Here is a 14,719-nt window from a genome sequence, read left to right as displayed (position 1 = left end):
CGCCGCTACGGCTCCATCTCGACGAGGATGCGCCCCGGCTCGGCGCCGGATTGCGCCCGTCGCATCGCCTCGGCGAAATCGGCCAGCGGCAGGACATGGGCGATCCTGGCCTGAAAGCCGTGGCGGCCGCGCAAGTCCATCAACTCCTCCATCATCCGGGCGGCGTCGTCCGGCTCGCGCAACCTATACTGGCGAATGTCCACCCCGACGAGCGCGCTGCCCTTCAGCAGCGGCAGGTTCAGTGCCAATTTCGAAATCTCGCCCGAGGTGAAGCCGATCACCAGGTGACGTCCGCCCCAGGCGAGCGACCGGAACGCCTGCTCGGACAAGGTGCCGCCGACCGGATCGAGCACCACGTCGACGCCGCGCCCGCCGGTTTCTTCGCGCAGCCGGTCGCGCCAGTCCGCGCCGCCGGTGCGCACGATCGCGTCCGCCCCCGCCTCGCGCGCGGCGTCCGCTTTGGCGTCGGTCGATACCGACGCGATCACCCGCGCGCCCATGGCTCGCGCGATCTGTACGCCGGCCGCGCCCACCGCGCCGCCGGCGCCCAGCACCAGCACGGTCTCCCCTGCCTTCAGCTGGGCGCGCCGCGCCAGCGCATAATAGGCGGTCGAATAGCTCGCCCGGAACACCGCCGCCTGTTCGAACGACATGTCCGGCGGCATGCGATGGATCGCGCCTTCCAGCGCCATGGTCTTTTCGGCGAGCGTACCGCGATGGGCGACGCCGAACACCCGGTCGCCGGGCGCCACGCTGGTCACGCCCGCGCCGACGCGCTCGACGATGCCGGAAAACTCGCTGCCCGGACGGTGCGGCAGCGCGAATTCGAGCTGATATCCCCCGGCGGCGATCAGCACATCGACGAACGACACGCCTGCCATTCGGACGCGGACGGCAACCTCGCCTGGCCCGGGCTCGGACTCGGCGCAGTCCACCAACCGGTAGAGATCGATCGGCCCGAGGCTGTCCGACTGGACCGAACGGATCGTCGCGGTCATGGCAATCCCCCGTCGACCCGGATCGTCGCGCCGGTGGTAAAGCTCGATGCGGGGCTCGCCAGGTAGAGCGCCGTCGTCACGATTTCCTCGGGATTGCCGGGGCGTCCCAGCGCGTTTGTCGAGGACGTGCGGCGCTCCTCGGGCCAGGCGCGCGCGACATCGGTCAGGAACGGGCCGGCCAGCACCGCATTGACCCGGACGAGCGGGCCGAATTCGCGCGCGAAGGCGACCGTCAGCGCGTTGAGCCCGGCCTTTGCCGCCGCGTAGACGGCAAAGCTGGGATCTGGCCGGATCGATCCGGTCGACGAGATGTTGACGACGCTGCCCCCGGCGCCGCTGCGCACCATCCGTTCGCCCGCCAGCGCGGTCAGCCGGAACGGCCCCTTCAGGTTGACGCCCACCACCTTGTCGAACAGCGCCTCGCTGACCGCGGACGATCCGTCCGCCAGCGGCGACATGCCGGCGTTGTTTATGAGTATGTCGAGCCGCCCGAATTCCTGCCACGGCCGATCGGCCAGGGCGTCGATTTCGTCCCATCGCCCGACATGGCAGGCGTGCGGCACGGCGTGGCCGCCGCGCGCCCTGATATCGGCCGCAGCCGCCTCGCACGACGCCCCGTCGCGGCTCGATATGACGACGGCGGCACCGGCACCGGCCAGCGCGCGCGCCATCTCCAGCCCTAGCCCGCGGCTCCCGCCTGTCACCAGCGCCACCCTGCCGCGCAGGTCGAAAAGCTCGGCCGGCGTGGTCATGCCCTGACGCCCGCGACGCCGTGGCGGCGTGCGAACCGCGCGACATCGGTGAAATACTCCGCCGTCTCCGGCGCATCCGGCACATACCAGTGCCACAGGTGCGGCATGCACGGATACAGGTGGAACTCCACCAGCCCGCCGGCGTCGGCGACCAGCGCGGCGGCGCGCGCGCCATCGGAACGCAGGCGTTCGAGCCCGCCGACATGGATCATCATCGGCGGCAGGTTCGCGAACGATGCAAAATGCGGGGACAGGGCAGGGTGGTCGGCTGGCGCCCCGCCGGCGACCAGCGCCGCCATTCGATCGAGGCCCGCGCGGGTCAGTTGGGGATCGCGATCGTCGTCCATCGCCGCGCCGCCGTTGGTCAGATCGGTCCACGGCGACGCCAGGATCAGGCATGCCGGGGCCGCCAGCCCACGATCGCGAACCGCCATCGCGAGCGACAGCGCAAGCCCGGCTCCGGCCGAATCGCCCATCACGATGATCCGGTCGGCCTCGTAGTGTTGCAGCAGCGCGGCATAAGCCGCCAGCGCGTCGTCGAATTGCGCTGGGAACGGATGCTCCGGCGCCAGCCGATAATCGAGTGCGAATGCCCTGGCCCCCGTCGCCAGGCAAGCCTTGGCGACGACGCTCTGGTGCGCGAGCGGCGAACTGACCAGATAGCCGCCGCCATGCAGGTAGAGCATCGCCGGCGCGGCATCGTCGTCGCCGCATTCGAACCACATTCCGGGGACGCCGCCCAGGTCGCCGGACGTCATCGACGTGCCGGGCGGCGCGGGCGCACGCGCCGTCATCGCCCGTTCGAAATCCGCACGCCACCCCGGGTAATCCAGCGTGTCCGGGAAGCTCGCGTCGGTGACCTGCGGGCAGTTCGCGACGAACGAGGCGATCGCGTCGCTCTGCCCGGCGGGTCGGCGGGTGGCGGTGGGCGTCATGCGGCGAGGTCGATCAGGATGCGGCCCGACGTGCCCGCGCGCAGGCGGTCGAACCCGGCGTTGATCTGTTCGAGCGGAAGCACGTCGCCCTTCAGCATGTCGAGGTTCAGCCGGCCCTGGCGCCACAGGTCGAGCATACGCGGGATATCGACGCGGAAATGGCTGCCGCCCATCATGGTCCCCTGCAGGGTCCGGTCCTGCAGCAGTTCGATGCCACTCAGCGTGATCGGCTGGCCGGGCGGGACGACCCCGATCACCGTCGCGACACCGCCGGGGCGGGTCATCTGGAACGCCTGCTGCACAGTCGCCGGCGAACCCAGCGCCTCGAATGCGTAATCGACCCCGCCCAGCGTCAGATCGCGCACCTGCGCGACCACATCGCCGTCTCGTGTCGCCAGGACGCCGTCGGTCGCGCCCAGCCGGCGGGCCAGGTCGAGCTGTTCCTGTCGGGTGTCGATCGCGATGATGCGCGCGGCGCCCGCTATCGTGGCGGCATTGATCGCCGCCATGCCGATCCCGCCGCATCCGATCACAGCGACGCTGGAACCGCCCCGCACGCGCGCGGCGTTCACAACCGCGCTGTACCCGGTCAGCGCCCCGCACCCGAGCAGGGTCGCGATGTCGAGCGGCACCTCGCGGTCGATCTTCACCGCGGCGTGCTCGTGGATCAGCATCTGTTCGGCGAACGACGAGAGCTGCAGGAACTGGTGCACCGGCGCGCCATTCTGGAAGATGCGCCGCGCCGCGCCGGGCGGCAGCTTGACGTCTTCGTTGGTGCAGTGGGTCGGCAGCCCGGTGGTGCAGTTGGCGCATCCGCCGCAGAATACCGACAGGCAGGTCACGACATGGTCGCCCGGCACGAAATCGCGGACTTCGGTGCCTACCGCCTCGACGATCCCCGCGCTCTCGTGGCCGAGGACGGCGGGCAGCGGCCAGGCGATATGGCCGTCGAGGAAATGCAGGTCACTGTGGCACAGGCCTGCGTAGCTCGGGCGGATGCGGATCTCGCGAGGTCCGGGCGACGCCAGATCGACCTGCTCGATCTCCAGCGGAGATCCGGCTTGCCTGAAAATCGCAGCCCTCATCTCGACCACCTTAACCGCAAACAGAAGCGCACGCCGCCGCCCCGAACGGTGACGGGCGAGTGGCTGGGCCACTCGCCCGTCGCAGCTTCAGAAGTTCACCGATGCGGCGATGGCGATCGAACGCGGCCGCTCCAGGACCGACTGGATCGTCCCAGGCGAAGTACCAAGGTTGCCGGTATTGGAGCTCTTGACCTTCTTGTCGGTCAGGTTCTTGGCGACAAGCGCGAGTTCCCACCGGCCGTTCTGGGCGACATAGGCGATCCGCAGGTCGAACTTCGCGAACGCTTCCTGGAACACCAGCGGATCACGCGTGACGCTGAGGAAGTATGACGAGGTGAAATAGACGCTCGGATCAAACTTCAGCAGCTCGTTGTTGCCCATCGGAATGCCCAGGCTGGCGCTGACCGCTCCGGAGAACTTCGGCGCGAGCATGCGCGTCTGGCCCGACAGGTCCTGGATGCATTGGTTGCCCTGTTGCCGGATCAGGAGCGGGGTGCACTGCCCGCCCTTGTAGTCCGTATAGTGGGAATCGATGTAGTTCGCCTCGACGTTGATCGTCGAATGCCGCGCGACGCGGTAGTTCGCCGAGAATTCGACGCCCTGCGAAACCGCCGCTGCCGCGTTGCCGACGGTGGTGACGACGATGCCGTTCGGCGCCACCAGCGAATTGGCTTCCTGCAGGTTGCTGTAGTTGCTGCGGAAGATGTCGAAGGTGTAGAACAGGCGGTTGCCGAGCAGGTCGCCCTTCACGCCGATCTCGAACGCGTTCACCACTTCCGAATCGAACTGCGACGGCGTCGCGCCGTCCGCGAAACCACCCGCCTTGAAGCCCTTGGTGTACGTCGCATAGACCGACGCCGACCCGAACCGATACTGTAGGTTCACGGCGGGGAGCAGTTTCTTGTAGCTGGTGTCGGGATTGGCGAAATTGGCACTGCTGCCGTTCGCGGCGGTTACCAGTCGCGCGGTCGTTGCAGCATCCAGCGTCTGGAAGACGGCGGGATCGCTGGCGCCGATGCCCGCTGAATAGGTGCGCGTGGCCTGTTTGTGCACAGAGGTGTAGCGCAGGCCCAGATTGACCTTGAACCGCTCGCTCACGTCCGCCGTAAGCTGGCCGAACACGGACCGTACCTGGTCTTCCTGCCGCAAGGTGCGCAGAAGGCTGATCGGCGTCGTCGCGCTGGTCACCGGCGCGCCGGCCGCGCCGAGTGCCGCGGCATAAGCCCCGGTATAGGCGCGGCTGGAAAGATCGCCTTCCGAATAATAGGCGCCGATCATGTAGTTCAGCCAGCCGTCGTTCTGCGATTCCAGTCGAACCTCCTGGCTCCAGTTCTCGAACGTCTCGAACTGATGGAACGGTGACCGCGACGCCATGCCGCCAATGCCTGGGACATCGAGCGCGATCCCCTGCACGAAGTTCTCGACATCGTGCTTATACCAGCTGGTAAGGAAATTGACCGCGACCGGTCCGAGATCGACCCGGTTCGTCCAGCCGATCTCATGCGCGTCCAGATTGAAGAACGAATTCGGGACGTCGGTCACATAGTCGAGCTTGTCGTCGATCACGTTGTTGTTAGCGGTGAGATAGGCGAGGCAGATCCCCGAAGCCGCCCCATACTCCGCCGCCGGTGGGCAATAAGCGATCTCTGCCGGGTAGGTACCGCGATCGCGGTTGCGGACGCGGTCGTAGCGCAGGTCCGAACGGAAGTTCTGGGTCGGTTCCCAGCGCAGCGAAACGCGTCCGACCATGTCCCGCAGACGCGGCTCGTTTTCCCCTGTCGACTGGTTGAAATAATAGCCGTCCATGCCGGACAGTCGCAGCGCCCCGCGCGAGAAAAGGTTTTCCGTGATCGGGACGTCAGCGCCAAGCTCGACGTTATACTCGTCGGCGTTCGGGGAATACAGGGCGCTGGCGTTGGCGCCGGCGACATTGCCGGGCTTGCGCGACGTGATGTTCAGTGCGCCGGCGATGGTGTTGTTGCCGAAGAAGGTCGTCTGCGGCCCCTTCAGCACTTCGACACGCTCGATGTCGAACAAGGCGGCGCGGCTTGCGCGCGAACGCCCGCGATAAACGCCGTCGACGAAGGTTCCGACGGCCTGTTCAAAGCCCGCATTGATGCCCGAACCGATGCCGCGGATCAGCAGGACGTCGGAAATCAGCTGGCTGCCCACTTTCACGCCCGGCAGGCGCGTCGACAGATCCTGCAGATCGCGAATGTTGAGCTCGGCAATCTGGGTGCCAAGCGTAACGGTCACGGCGACGGGCACGTCGCGCAGCCGCTGCTCGCGCCGCTGCGCGGTCACGACGATCTCGCCCGCGCTGCCGGCTTGTTCCTGCGGAACCGGCGCGGCCGCCCGTCCAGCGTCCGTCACCGACTGCTGCTCTGCGGAAGCCGGTGCGGAATCCGCGCCCTGCCCCTGCGCCATTACCGCCGCCGGTGAAACACCGCCCAGCAAGATCGCCATTGATCCGAACAGGAACTTGTTCTTGCGCATATCTTCCTCCCCAAAGGTCTTGTTCTGTTTGCCGCTCTCCGCGGTCGGTGAATGTCAGGCGGCGCGCTTGCCGCTAGGTTGAAACGGAATGGCGAACCACGAATGTGCGCGGCGCCGTGAAGGACAACAGGCCCTCCATGCCGTTCTCGGCACCGACCCCCGACTGCTTGTGCCCGGCGAAGGGCGCCGACGGCGGCAGGGTCGGGCTTTCGTTGACCCACACCATGCCGCTCTGCAGCCGCCGGGCGACCGCCAGCGCGGACGCCTCGTCGGCGCCCCAAACCGACGCGCCCAGGCCATATTCGGTGGCATTGGCGCGGTCGATCGCGTCATCGATGTCGTCGAACCGCATCAGCGGCACGATCGGGCCGAACTGTTCCTGGCGGACGATCGGCGCGTCTTCCGGTGGATTGTCGACGATCGCGGGCCGGATGAAAAAGCCCGGCCCAGCGGCCGGCGCGTGCTGCGGCACGATCCGCAACCCGGCGGCCACTGACTGATCGATCAGTGCGCGCACTCGCCGGAACTGGCCGGCATTGTTGAGCGGGCCAAGCTGCACGCCCTGCTCGGTGCCGTCGCCGACCCGCACATCTTCCGCCATCCGGGCGAAAACCGACAGCATCCGGTCGTAGATGGCCGCATGCACGTAGATGCGCTTGGCGGCGATGCAGATCTGCCCCGAATTGCGGAATGCCGCCCAGAACAGCTTGGGTGCGACCTGCTCGACATCGACGTCGGGCAGGACGATCACCGGATCGTTGCCGCCAAGCTCCAAGGTCAGGCGCTTCAGCGTCGGCGCGGCGCTTTCCATCACGCGACGCCCGGTCTCGGTCGATCCGGTGAAGCTCACCTTGTCGATGCCGGGGTGCGCAGTCAGCCACGGCCCCAGCTGGTCGCCGCCGCTGATGACGTTGAGCACGCCTGCGGGTAGGATGTCGCGCGCGATCTCGCCCACGCGCAACGTTGTGAGCGGTGTGAAGGGCGACGGCTTCAGGATGACGCTGTTCCCGGCCAGCATCGCCGGCGCGACCTTCATGATCGCGAGTACGATCGGGAAGTTCCACGGCGAGATCGCGGCGACGACGCCCAGGGGCACGCGGACCGTCTCGACGCGCCGCTCGGGCGTGTCCTCGGTCACCAGCGTTGGCAGGTCGAGCGTGGTCCAGAAGCGGATCGCCCGCGCCGCGCCCTCTATCTCGCCGCGGGCATCCGCCAGCGTCTTGCCCTGCTCGCTCGTCAGCAGGCGGCTGAGGTCGTCGGCCGCGGCGAGGATCGCGTCGGACAGGGCGCAGAGGTGGCGCTTGCGCTCGTCGATCGGGCGCGCCGCCCAGGCGTCGGCCGCGCCGCGCGCAGCGGCGACCGCGTCGTCGAGCTGCGCGGGCGAACAATCGGGCGCGCTGCCCAGCACCTGTTCGGTGGCCGGGTTCACGACGTCGATCCGCCGCGTCGAATCGACGGCCGCGCCACCGATCGTCATTACCGGCTCGATCGCACTCATCGTCCGATCCTCTCCTTTGTTTGTGGCGACACGGTCGGCCGCGCCGTAAATAATGTCAAGGGTTGATCCATTGCCTTATACGGTAATGGCTTCGGTGTGTCGCGGCTTCGTAGATTGCGAGGATGGATTGCCGGTGACAACGGCCACGATTCGGTCAGCGGAGTCACCAATGACGTCGCCGCGCCAGGCGACTTGACCGTCGGGACGGACGAGTACGAGCTTGCGCTCGTACAATGTGGCGGCGGCGGGGTCGTCGAGGTCGATCACCTCCAGCGGCATCCCCGCCGCGGCCGCTGCGGCGACCAGCGCAGCGATGTCCGCCCCGGCATCGAAACGCATCAGGACGAACGCCTTCCCGAACAGGTCCAGGCTGGATCGGCCGTCGGGCAGCCAGAAGTGCGGCGCGCGCGAGCCCGGCCGGGCCGTCGGCACATAGGTGGTTATCGTGTCTTCCGGCTGGGGCGTACCATCGGCGCAGATCACCGGCGAACCTTCGTACATATAGCCGAGATGGACGCCGATCGAGAACCATTCGCGGCGCATCAGGTCGGTATAATGGTCGCCGAACGTCTTGCGCGCCACGTCGCCGACGGGACCGCTGTCGTCGAAAATCTCCGGCGGCGGCGACACCGCCTGAGGGGAAAGCATGCGGCGGAGATTGCCGGTTGCCTCTGCGACGTTGCGGATCGCGACCGGACGCTGTTCGATCTCGTAGGATTTGAGGAGCTGGGGTCCGCCCCAGCCCTCCAGCGCGCCCGCCAGCTTCCACGACAGGTTGACCGCATCCTGGATGCCGGTGTTCATCCCGAATCCGCCGGTCGGCGAGGTCAGGTGCGCCGCGTCGCCGGCGATGAACACGCGTTCGCTGCCGTAACGGTCGGCGACCAGCTGGCGACGGATCCACGGCAGGATCGACAGGATCTCGAAATCGAACGGCTTGCCCACCGCACGCACGATCGCGGCGCGCAGTTCCTCCTCGCTGACTTCCCGCCGGGTCTGGTCCCCGACCAGCGAGAAGCGCCATTGATCGCGGCCGTTGATCGCCACGAGGGTGGCCCATGTACCTTCCGGCCCGATGAAGATGAAGCGATAGCCCGGCGCCTTGTCGTGCAGCGCCTCTAGGTTGTCGGTGCGGAACACGACATTGGTCGTGTAGGTCAGCGTCGGCTCGCCCTGCATCTCGATGCCCAGCGCGTGGCGGACGGTACTCGCACCTCCGTCGGTACCTACCAGATAGCGCGCACGCACGCGGCGGGTTTCCCCGCTGTCCACGTCGCGCAGCGTGACGTCGACGTGATCGTCAGCCTCGGTGAAATCGGCCAGTTCGGTGCGATAATCGATCCGCACCGTGTCGAACTGCTCGGCGAAACGGCGCAGCACCGGATCGAAGAAGTTCTGTGGACAGCGCTCGCGCTTCTGCGGGCTCTGCGGCGGCGGCTTCTCGTCCTGCGGCGCAGGAAACACCTCGCGACCGAACTCATAACCGTTCAGGCCCGTCACCCAGGCGCAATCCTGCGGATAGGCGCGATTGTATCCAGCGGATTCGACCCAGGGAATGATTCCCCAGCGGCGGCAATATTCCATCGTGCGGATGCCGACCATGTCCATCTTGGGCTGGGTGATCGCTCCGTCCCCGCGCTCGACGAGCAGGCACGATACGCCGCGGAAACCCAGATCCCCGGCAAGCGCGAGACCAATCGGGCCGGCGCCCACGATCAAGACCGGCACATATTCCATCACTTCTTCCTTCTCGGCGCCACCCCGGCGCGCCATTGTTCCGTCGTCGCCGTGCGGCGACGTCAGATGATTTCCTCGAAATACAGGCCGAGCGCCTTCAGGGCGGGCACGTCGCTGACCTGAAACAGCAGCGCGTCCTCGGCATGCGGGTTTTCGTGGCGATGCGTTGACCAGGCGGGCACCGCGAACAGATCGCCCGTCCCCCAGTCGAACCGCTGGTCGCCGACGGTCGTCAGGCCGGCGCCGCGGACGACGTAGAATACCGAACTGCCGGTGTGCCGTTGCGCGCGGCAGGACACCCCCGCCCGGATCATCTGCAACGTTGTACCGACCGTCGGCAGCGCCGGCCCGCCCGTCGCCGGATTGACATAGTCCATCACCACGTCGTCGGCGGGATCGGCCGGCAGCCGCTCGGCCGCGGCCCGCAGCGACGCCTCCGCCTGAGCGCGCGGATAGGCCAGCAGTCCCGCGTCCGCCCGGCCTTCTACCAGGCGGCGGCGCGGCTGCATCCAGCCACCGCCATATGATCCGTACGACCAGGTCGGATGGGCGGACACCGCGCGCCGCGGCACGTCGGACCCTTCGAAGAACACCGCCTCCAGCCGCCGCACCAGCGAGATGTCCAGGACGTCGAGCCAGATCATCGGCGCGTCGCCCAGATGCTCGTGATCGTGCCAGGTCATGCTGGGCGTCAGGACGAGGTCGCCCTCGCTCATGTCATATTGTTCGCCGTCGACGATCGTGTTCGCCCCGCTGCCCCGCATGATGAAGCGCAACGCCGATGCGGTATGACGGTGCGCGGTCGCCACCTCGCCGGGCAGGATGACCTGGATCGACGCGAAGAGACTCGGCGTGGTGCCATAGCCCAGCCCCGGGTTCGTCAGGCGCAAGGTCCGGCGGATACCGCCCGCCTCGAGCTTCAGGTCCGAGCCGATCCGGTCGAGCAGCCGCGCCAGATCGGCCGCCCGCCAATGCACGGGCACCATCTCCGACACCGGTTCGCGGGTGAAAAGCGGTGGATCGTCGGGCTGGCCGACGCGGGTATTGAACGCTGCGAGTTCGTCGATCAGCGCGCGGCGCTGCTGCGCATCGCTCATCGTCGCCAGTTCCGGCACCGCTTCCTCCCCGCCTGACCTTCTGTCTTGTCGAGGAGGGTGGCGGTGCCGGCGGGCGGCGTCCAATACCGTAACACTCTATCCTGATACGCGGTTCAGGCGTCGTCCTTGTTCCACACCTCGTGGTCGCCGCGATCGTCGGCAACCACGTCGAGGGTCATCTCGCCCACGCCGCCGATCTTGATATGCAGCGTGTCGCCGCCGTCGATCCGCCCGACCCCCTTGGGCGTGCCCGACGCGATGATGTCGCCGGGATAGAGCGTCATCACCGTCGCCGCCATGTGGATCATCGCCGGGATGTCGACGATCAGATCGCGAGTGTTGGCCGACTGGCGGCGCTCGCCGTTGACGCTCAGTTCGAACGCGATGTCGCGCGGATCGGCGATCTCGTCGGCGGTGACGATATACGGCCCGACCGGGCAGAAACTGTCATAGGATTTGCGCATGACGCGCTCTTCGCGCCCGCGCACCACGACATCGACCAGGCACGAATAACCGAACACATGGTCCATCGCGTCCTCGATCGCGATGTCACGGCCGCCCTTGCCGATGATGATCGCGACCTCGGCCTCGTGATGGATCTGGCGCCCGGTGATGTTGGGCAGCAGGATCGGATCGGCGGGTCCGCTGAGACTCGAATTGGCCTTGAGGAAGAAGCCCTGGCCGTTCGCCTTGAACGGGGAGATCAGGCCGGTGCCGGTCTTCATCTCCTCGACATGCTCGTGATAATTCGCCGGATAGGCGATCACCTTGTTCGGCCATGCGATCGGCGTTTCCAGCCGAACGCCCGACAGCGGCCGGCGTGGCCGTTCGCGCAGCGCCTGCTCGATCGCCGGTCGCAGCTCGTCATAGCCGGCGATGAAGCGCAACATGGCCGTCGGCGGCCAGGCGGGCGCGTCCTGCCCGACCAGGTCGGTGACATCGACGAACATGTCGCCGTCGATCAGGGCGATGCCGCCGTTTTCGAACGCCCCGATCCTCACGACGCGCCCTCCACGGCGACAGGTTCGATCTCGTTGTCATGCTCGCCGATCGCGGGCGGGCCCGATCTCGCGCCCAACCTGCGGCCGTCGAACGTGGCCGGATAGCGCGCGGTGCGCAGCGGCCCGATGTTCGAATTGATGACCTCGAACACCCCGTTGTGCTCGACCTGCGCATCGTTCAGATACTCGTCGAGCGACAGGACCGGGCCGCCGGGCACGTCGAGCTCGACGAACCGCTTCAGCCAATAGTCGGTCGGCTTCGTCGCCATCACCTCGCCGACGCGGCGGAAGAATTCGTTCGCCATCGCCACCGGATCGCGAATCTGCTTGAATTCGTCTTTCCATTCGAGGCGGTCGATCGCCTCCAGCGTCTTCGACATCTGCTGGCCGTTGGCCGGGCTGATGACGACATGGCCGTCGCTGGTTTTCATCACCTGCGACGCCGGCGGCTTCCAGTCGCTGGTGTCGCCATCGAACGTGCGATGCTGGAACATGTCCGGAAAGTTGAAATAGCCCAGCGTGTCGAGCATCGGCAGCTTGACGTGCCCGCCGCGCCCGGTGCGCTCGCGCTCGTACAACGCCGCCAGCACCGCCTGGGCGGCGAACGCGCCGGTCACCTTGTCGACCATGTTGAATGGCGTGACCGCGGGGTCGCCGTTGCGCCCTTCCGCGGCGATGATGCCGGTGCGGCCCTGGATCAGCGAATCGAACGCCGGCGCATCGACCAGCGGGCCGCTGTCACCGAAGCCAGTGATCGAAAGGCGGATCAGCCGCGGGTTGACCTTGGAAAGCACGTCGTGCCCGAGCCCCAGCTTGCCCGCGACGCGCGGACGCCAGTTCTCCATCAGCACGTCGGCGGTCGACAGCAGTTTCTTGAGGCGCGCGACGCCGGCCTCGCTCTTCAGATCGATGACGATGCTGCGCTTGCCGCGGTTCGCGCTCGTCCACGACGCGCCATAGCCGTCGCGATTGTGCCCGAATCGACGAAACCCGTCGCCCCCCGGCGGCTCGACCTTGATGATGTCGGCGCCCAGGTCGCTCAGCATCATCGCGGCGAACGGGCCGGTCAGGAAGCTTGAAGTCTCGATGACGGTAATACCGCTGAGCGGCCGATCGCCCGCCCCGGTATCGACGTTTGCACCGACAGTCATGAATGGCACTTCCGATTGGTTGGTCCTTTGACCGTCGTTTCAGGTCGCATTTGGCCTGTCAAGCGCCTAACATGCAAAATCCGCTGCGAAAATCCGTTGCCAAAGGCCGAAAGCTGGGGGTATGGCCCAACCAATAGACCGGGAGGCGCAGTGACGTATCTAACCGCATCGTCGCAATCGGCCGTCAGCGCGGGCAAGCGGTTCCGCACGCTGCTCGACGCCGGCCCCATCCTTCGGCTGCCTGGCGCACACAACGGCATGGCGGCGCTCCAGGCGCAGGCGCACGGCTTCGACGCCGTATATCTGTCGGGAGCGGCGATGAGCGCTTCGGCGGGCATTCCCGATGTCGGCATCCTGACCGTCGATGAGGTCGCGCGGCGTGTCGCCGAACTGTCGCGCGCGGCGGGCCTGCCGATCCTGGTTGATGGCGACACCGGCTATGGCGAGGCGCTGAACGTCATGCACATGGTGCGGGTGTTCGAGGATGCCGGCGCCGGCGCGGTGCATATCGAGGACCAGATCCTGCCCAAGAAATGCGGGCACCTGAACGACAAGAAGCTCGCGACCGTCGACGAGATGGCCGCCAAGGTCGCCGCAGCCGCCGCAGCGCGCCGCGACCTGGTGGTGATCGCGCGCACCGATGCGATCGCCACGGAGGGCTTCGACGCCGGCGTCGCGCGGGCGAAACGCTATCTGGAAGCCGGCGCCGACGCGATCTTCCCCGAGGCGCTGACCAGCGCGGAGATGTTCCGCGCCTTCGCCGCGGCGATCGACGCGCCGCTGCTCGCCAACATGACCGAATTCGGCCGCACCCCGTTCTTCACCGCCGCAGAGTTCGCGGACATGGGCTACCGGATGGTCATCTGGCCGGTCAGTTCGCTGCGCGTCGCTGCGAAGGCGCAGGAAAAACTCTACGCCTCGATCCGCGACACCGGCGGCACCCAGGCGATGCTGGGGCGCATGCAAACCCGCGCCGAGCTCTACGACCTGATCCGCTATCACGAGTTCGAGGCGCTCGATGCCTCGATCGTCGCGACCACCCTACCACAGCAATGACATCCATGAGGGCGACCCGATGAGCGAAGACACCAAGGACCTGGTCCGGTACGAGGCGCGCGACGGCAAGGCGTACATCACCTTCTGTCGCGACGAAAAGCGCAACGCGCTGACCTACGAGATGTTCGACCGGTTCATGGAGCATATCCGCACCGCCGAGCGGGATGACGATGTTCGCGTTATCCTCATCAAGGGCGACGGCCGCGATTTCTCGACCGGGCACGATCTCGCCCAGGTCGGCTCGGAATACGGCTTCTCGTCCGAACCCGGCGCGCGCCGCCCGAGCCAGCGCAAGCGGCTGCACTTCGACAAGTTCCACGTCGAGCAGTTCCGCGAATTCTTCTACTGCGTGAAACCGACGATCTCGCTGGTGCAGGGCTATTGCGTCGGCGCCGGCGCCTATATCGTCGAGTGCTCGGACCTGGCGATCGCCGCCAACGACGCCAAGATCGGCCATCCCGAACAGAAGATGCAGCTGGCCGGCGCGACGTACAACACGACCTGGCTGATCCTGGCGCTCGGCCCACGCAAGGCGCGCGAGCTGACTCTGCTCGGCGAGACCGTCGATGGTGTCGAGGCGGCGCGCATCGGTCTCGTCAACAAGGCGGTGCCGTCCGAGGATCTGGTCGCCGCGGGCGAGGAGTGGGCGGATCGCATCGCCCGCCTGCCGCGCGACGCGATCGCGATCGGCCGCGCCGCGACGCACATGGCGATGGATTCGCTCGGGATGACCTCGCAGTTCGTCCATGGCTACGTCAGCCACGTCATCGGGACCAACATCCGCTACGAACCCGACGAGCACAATTTCATGAAGTCGCGGCGCGACAAGGGCGTCACCGGCGCCACCAAGGAACGCGAGGGCCGCTATGAGAGCGGCGGCACGAAGAACTGACCGGTCCGGGAGAATCAGATA

12 protein-coding genes are annotated in these 14,719 nt (G+C 67.1%); 2 read left to right on the top strand and 10 right to left on the bottom strand.

All coding sequences use genetic code 11. The features are described from left to right. Positions 1-5: 5 nt before the first annotated feature. The 10 genes from VYI76_RS00680 to VYI76_RS00635 all read right to left on the bottom strand — a co-directional run bounded on the left by VYI76_RS00680 (position 6) and on the right by VYI76_RS00635 (position 12,750). The gene (locus tag VYI76_RS00680; RefSeq protein WP_326522840.1) at positions 6-998 is read right to left on the bottom strand and encodes an NADPH:quinone oxidoreductase family protein; all 993 of its coding nucleotides are present in this window, start codon (positions 996-998) and stop codon (positions 6-8) included. Further along, positions 995-1,750, bottom strand: coding sequence for an SDR family NAD(P)-dependent oxidoreductase (locus VYI76_RS00675; protein WP_326522839.1), 756 nt, complete (start codon positions 1,748-1,750; stop codon positions 995-997). The genes VYI76_RS00680 and VYI76_RS00675 overlap by 4 nt, the downstream gene beginning before the upstream one ends. Next, a complete protein-coding gene (locus tag VYI76_RS00670; protein WP_326522838.1) occupies positions 1,747-2,685 on the bottom strand; it encodes an alpha/beta hydrolase in 939 nt (312 codons plus the stop codon). Before VYI76_RS00670 ends, VYI76_RS00675 begins: the two co-directional genes overlap by 4 nt. Continuing rightward, positions 2,682-3,770, bottom strand: a complete 1,089-nt coding sequence (locus VYI76_RS00665) for a Zn-dependent alcohol dehydrogenase (RefSeq protein ID WP_326522837.1) — start codon at positions 3,768-3,770, stop codon at positions 2,682-2,684. The genes VYI76_RS00670 and VYI76_RS00665 overlap by 4 nt, the downstream gene beginning before the upstream one ends. Before the next feature lie 87 nt (positions 3,771-3,857). After that, positions 3,858-6,266 carry a TonB-dependent receptor gene (locus tag VYI76_RS00660; protein WP_326522836.1) on the bottom strand — a complete coding sequence of 803 codons (2,409 nt, stop codon included), beginning with the start codon at positions 6,264-6,266 and terminating at the stop codon, positions 3,858-3,860. A 73-nt stretch (positions 6,267-6,339) separates the two neighbouring features. Then, on the bottom strand, positions 6,340-7,764 hold the full coding sequence (locus tag VYI76_RS00655) for an aldehyde dehydrogenase family protein (RefSeq protein ID WP_326522835.1): 1,425 nt from the start codon (positions 7,762-7,764) through the stop codon (positions 6,340-6,342). 75 nt (positions 7,765-7,839) lie between these two features. Continuing rightward, positions 7,840-9,537 carry an FAD-dependent oxidoreductase gene (locus VYI76_RS00650; RefSeq protein ID WP_326522834.1) on the bottom strand — a complete coding sequence of 566 codons (1,698 nt, stop codon included), beginning with the start codon at positions 9,535-9,537 and terminating at the stop codon, positions 7,840-7,842. 26 nt (positions 9,538-9,563) lie between these two features. Next, positions 9,564-10,616: a cupin domain-containing protein gene (locus tag VYI76_RS00645; RefSeq protein ID WP_326522833.1), complete on the bottom strand. Its 1,053-nt coding sequence runs from the start codon at positions 10,614-10,616 to the stop codon at positions 9,564-9,566. Positions 10,617-10,711: 95 nt separating this feature from the next. Beyond that, positions 10,712-11,599 (bottom strand): fumarylacetoacetate hydrolase family protein, encoded by an 888-nt coding sequence (locus VYI76_RS00640; RefSeq protein ID WP_326522832.1) that lies wholly within the window; start codon positions 11,597-11,599, stop codon positions 10,712-10,714. Beyond that, positions 11,596-12,750, bottom strand: a complete 1,155-nt coding sequence (locus VYI76_RS00635; RefSeq protein ID WP_326522831.1) for a CaiB/BaiF CoA transferase family protein — start codon at positions 12,748-12,750, stop codon at positions 11,596-11,598. The genes VYI76_RS00640 and VYI76_RS00635 overlap by 4 nt, the downstream gene beginning before the upstream one ends. A 150-nt stretch (positions 12,751-12,900) precedes the next feature. Between VYI76_RS00635 and prpB the strand changes: the two genes are divergently transcribed. Both prpB and VYI76_RS00625 read left to right on the top strand, forming a co-directional pair. Then, on the top strand, positions 12,901-13,806 hold the full coding sequence (prpB, locus tag VYI76_RS00630; RefSeq protein ID WP_326522830.1) for a methylisocitrate lyase: 906 nt from the start codon (positions 12,901-12,903) through the stop codon (positions 13,804-13,806). A 19-nt stretch (positions 13,807-13,825) separates the two neighbouring features. Further along, positions 13,826-14,698 carry an enoyl-CoA hydratase/isomerase family protein gene (locus tag VYI76_RS00625; RefSeq protein ID WP_326522829.1) on the top strand — a complete coding sequence of 291 codons (873 nt, stop codon included), beginning with the start codon at positions 13,826-13,828 and terminating at the stop codon, positions 14,696-14,698. The last annotated feature ends 21 nt before the right edge of the window (positions 14,699-14,719 follow it).

The sequence above is a fragment of the Sphingomonas sp. genome, from assembly GCF_035910975.1.
In the GTDB taxonomy this organism is placed as follows: Bacteria; Pseudomonadota; Alphaproteobacteria; order Sphingomonadales; family Sphingomonadaceae; genus Sphingomonas.
The sequence above is the reverse complement of the archived record's forward strand: the minus strand, read 5'-3'. Positions and strand labels throughout refer to the sequence as shown.

What these genes read in the sequence shown, in the direction of transcription:
- VYI76_RS00625 (WP_326522829.1), top strand. Translation starts at nt 13,826, where the DNA reads ATGAGCGAAGACACCAAGGACCTGGTCCGGTACGAGGCGCGCGACGGC.
- VYI76_RS00665 (WP_326522837.1), bottom strand. Translation starts at nt 3,770, where the DNA reads ATGAGGGCTGCGATTTTCAGGCAAGCCGGATCTCCGCTGGAGATCGAG.
- VYI76_RS00655 (WP_326522835.1), bottom strand. Translation starts at nt 7,764, where the DNA reads ATGAGTGCGATCGAGCCGGTAATGACGATCGGTGGCGCGGCCGTCGAT.
- VYI76_RS00670 (WP_326522838.1), bottom strand. Translation starts at nt 2,685, where the DNA reads ATGACGCCCACCGCCACCCGCCGACCCGCCGGGCAGAGCGACGCGATC.
- VYI76_RS00635 (WP_326522831.1), bottom strand. Translation starts at nt 12,750, where the DNA reads ATGACTGTCGGTGCAAACGTCGATACCGGGGCGGGCGATCGGCCGCTC.
- VYI76_RS00650 (WP_326522834.1), bottom strand. Translation starts at nt 9,537, where the DNA reads ATGGCGCGCCGGGGTGGCGCCGAGAAGGAAGAAGTGATGGAATATGTG.
- VYI76_RS00680 (WP_326522840.1), bottom strand. Translation starts at nt 998, where the DNA reads ATGACCGCGACGATCCGTTCGGTCCAGTCGGACAGCCTCGGGCCGATC.
- VYI76_RS00660 (WP_326522836.1), bottom strand. Translation starts at nt 6,266, where the DNA reads ATGCGCAAGAACAAGTTCCTGTTCGGATCAATGGCGATCTTGCTGGGC.
- VYI76_RS00675 (WP_326522839.1), bottom strand. Translation starts at nt 1,750, where the DNA reads ATGACCACGCCGGCCGAGCTTTTCGACCTGCGCGGCAGGGTGGCGCTG.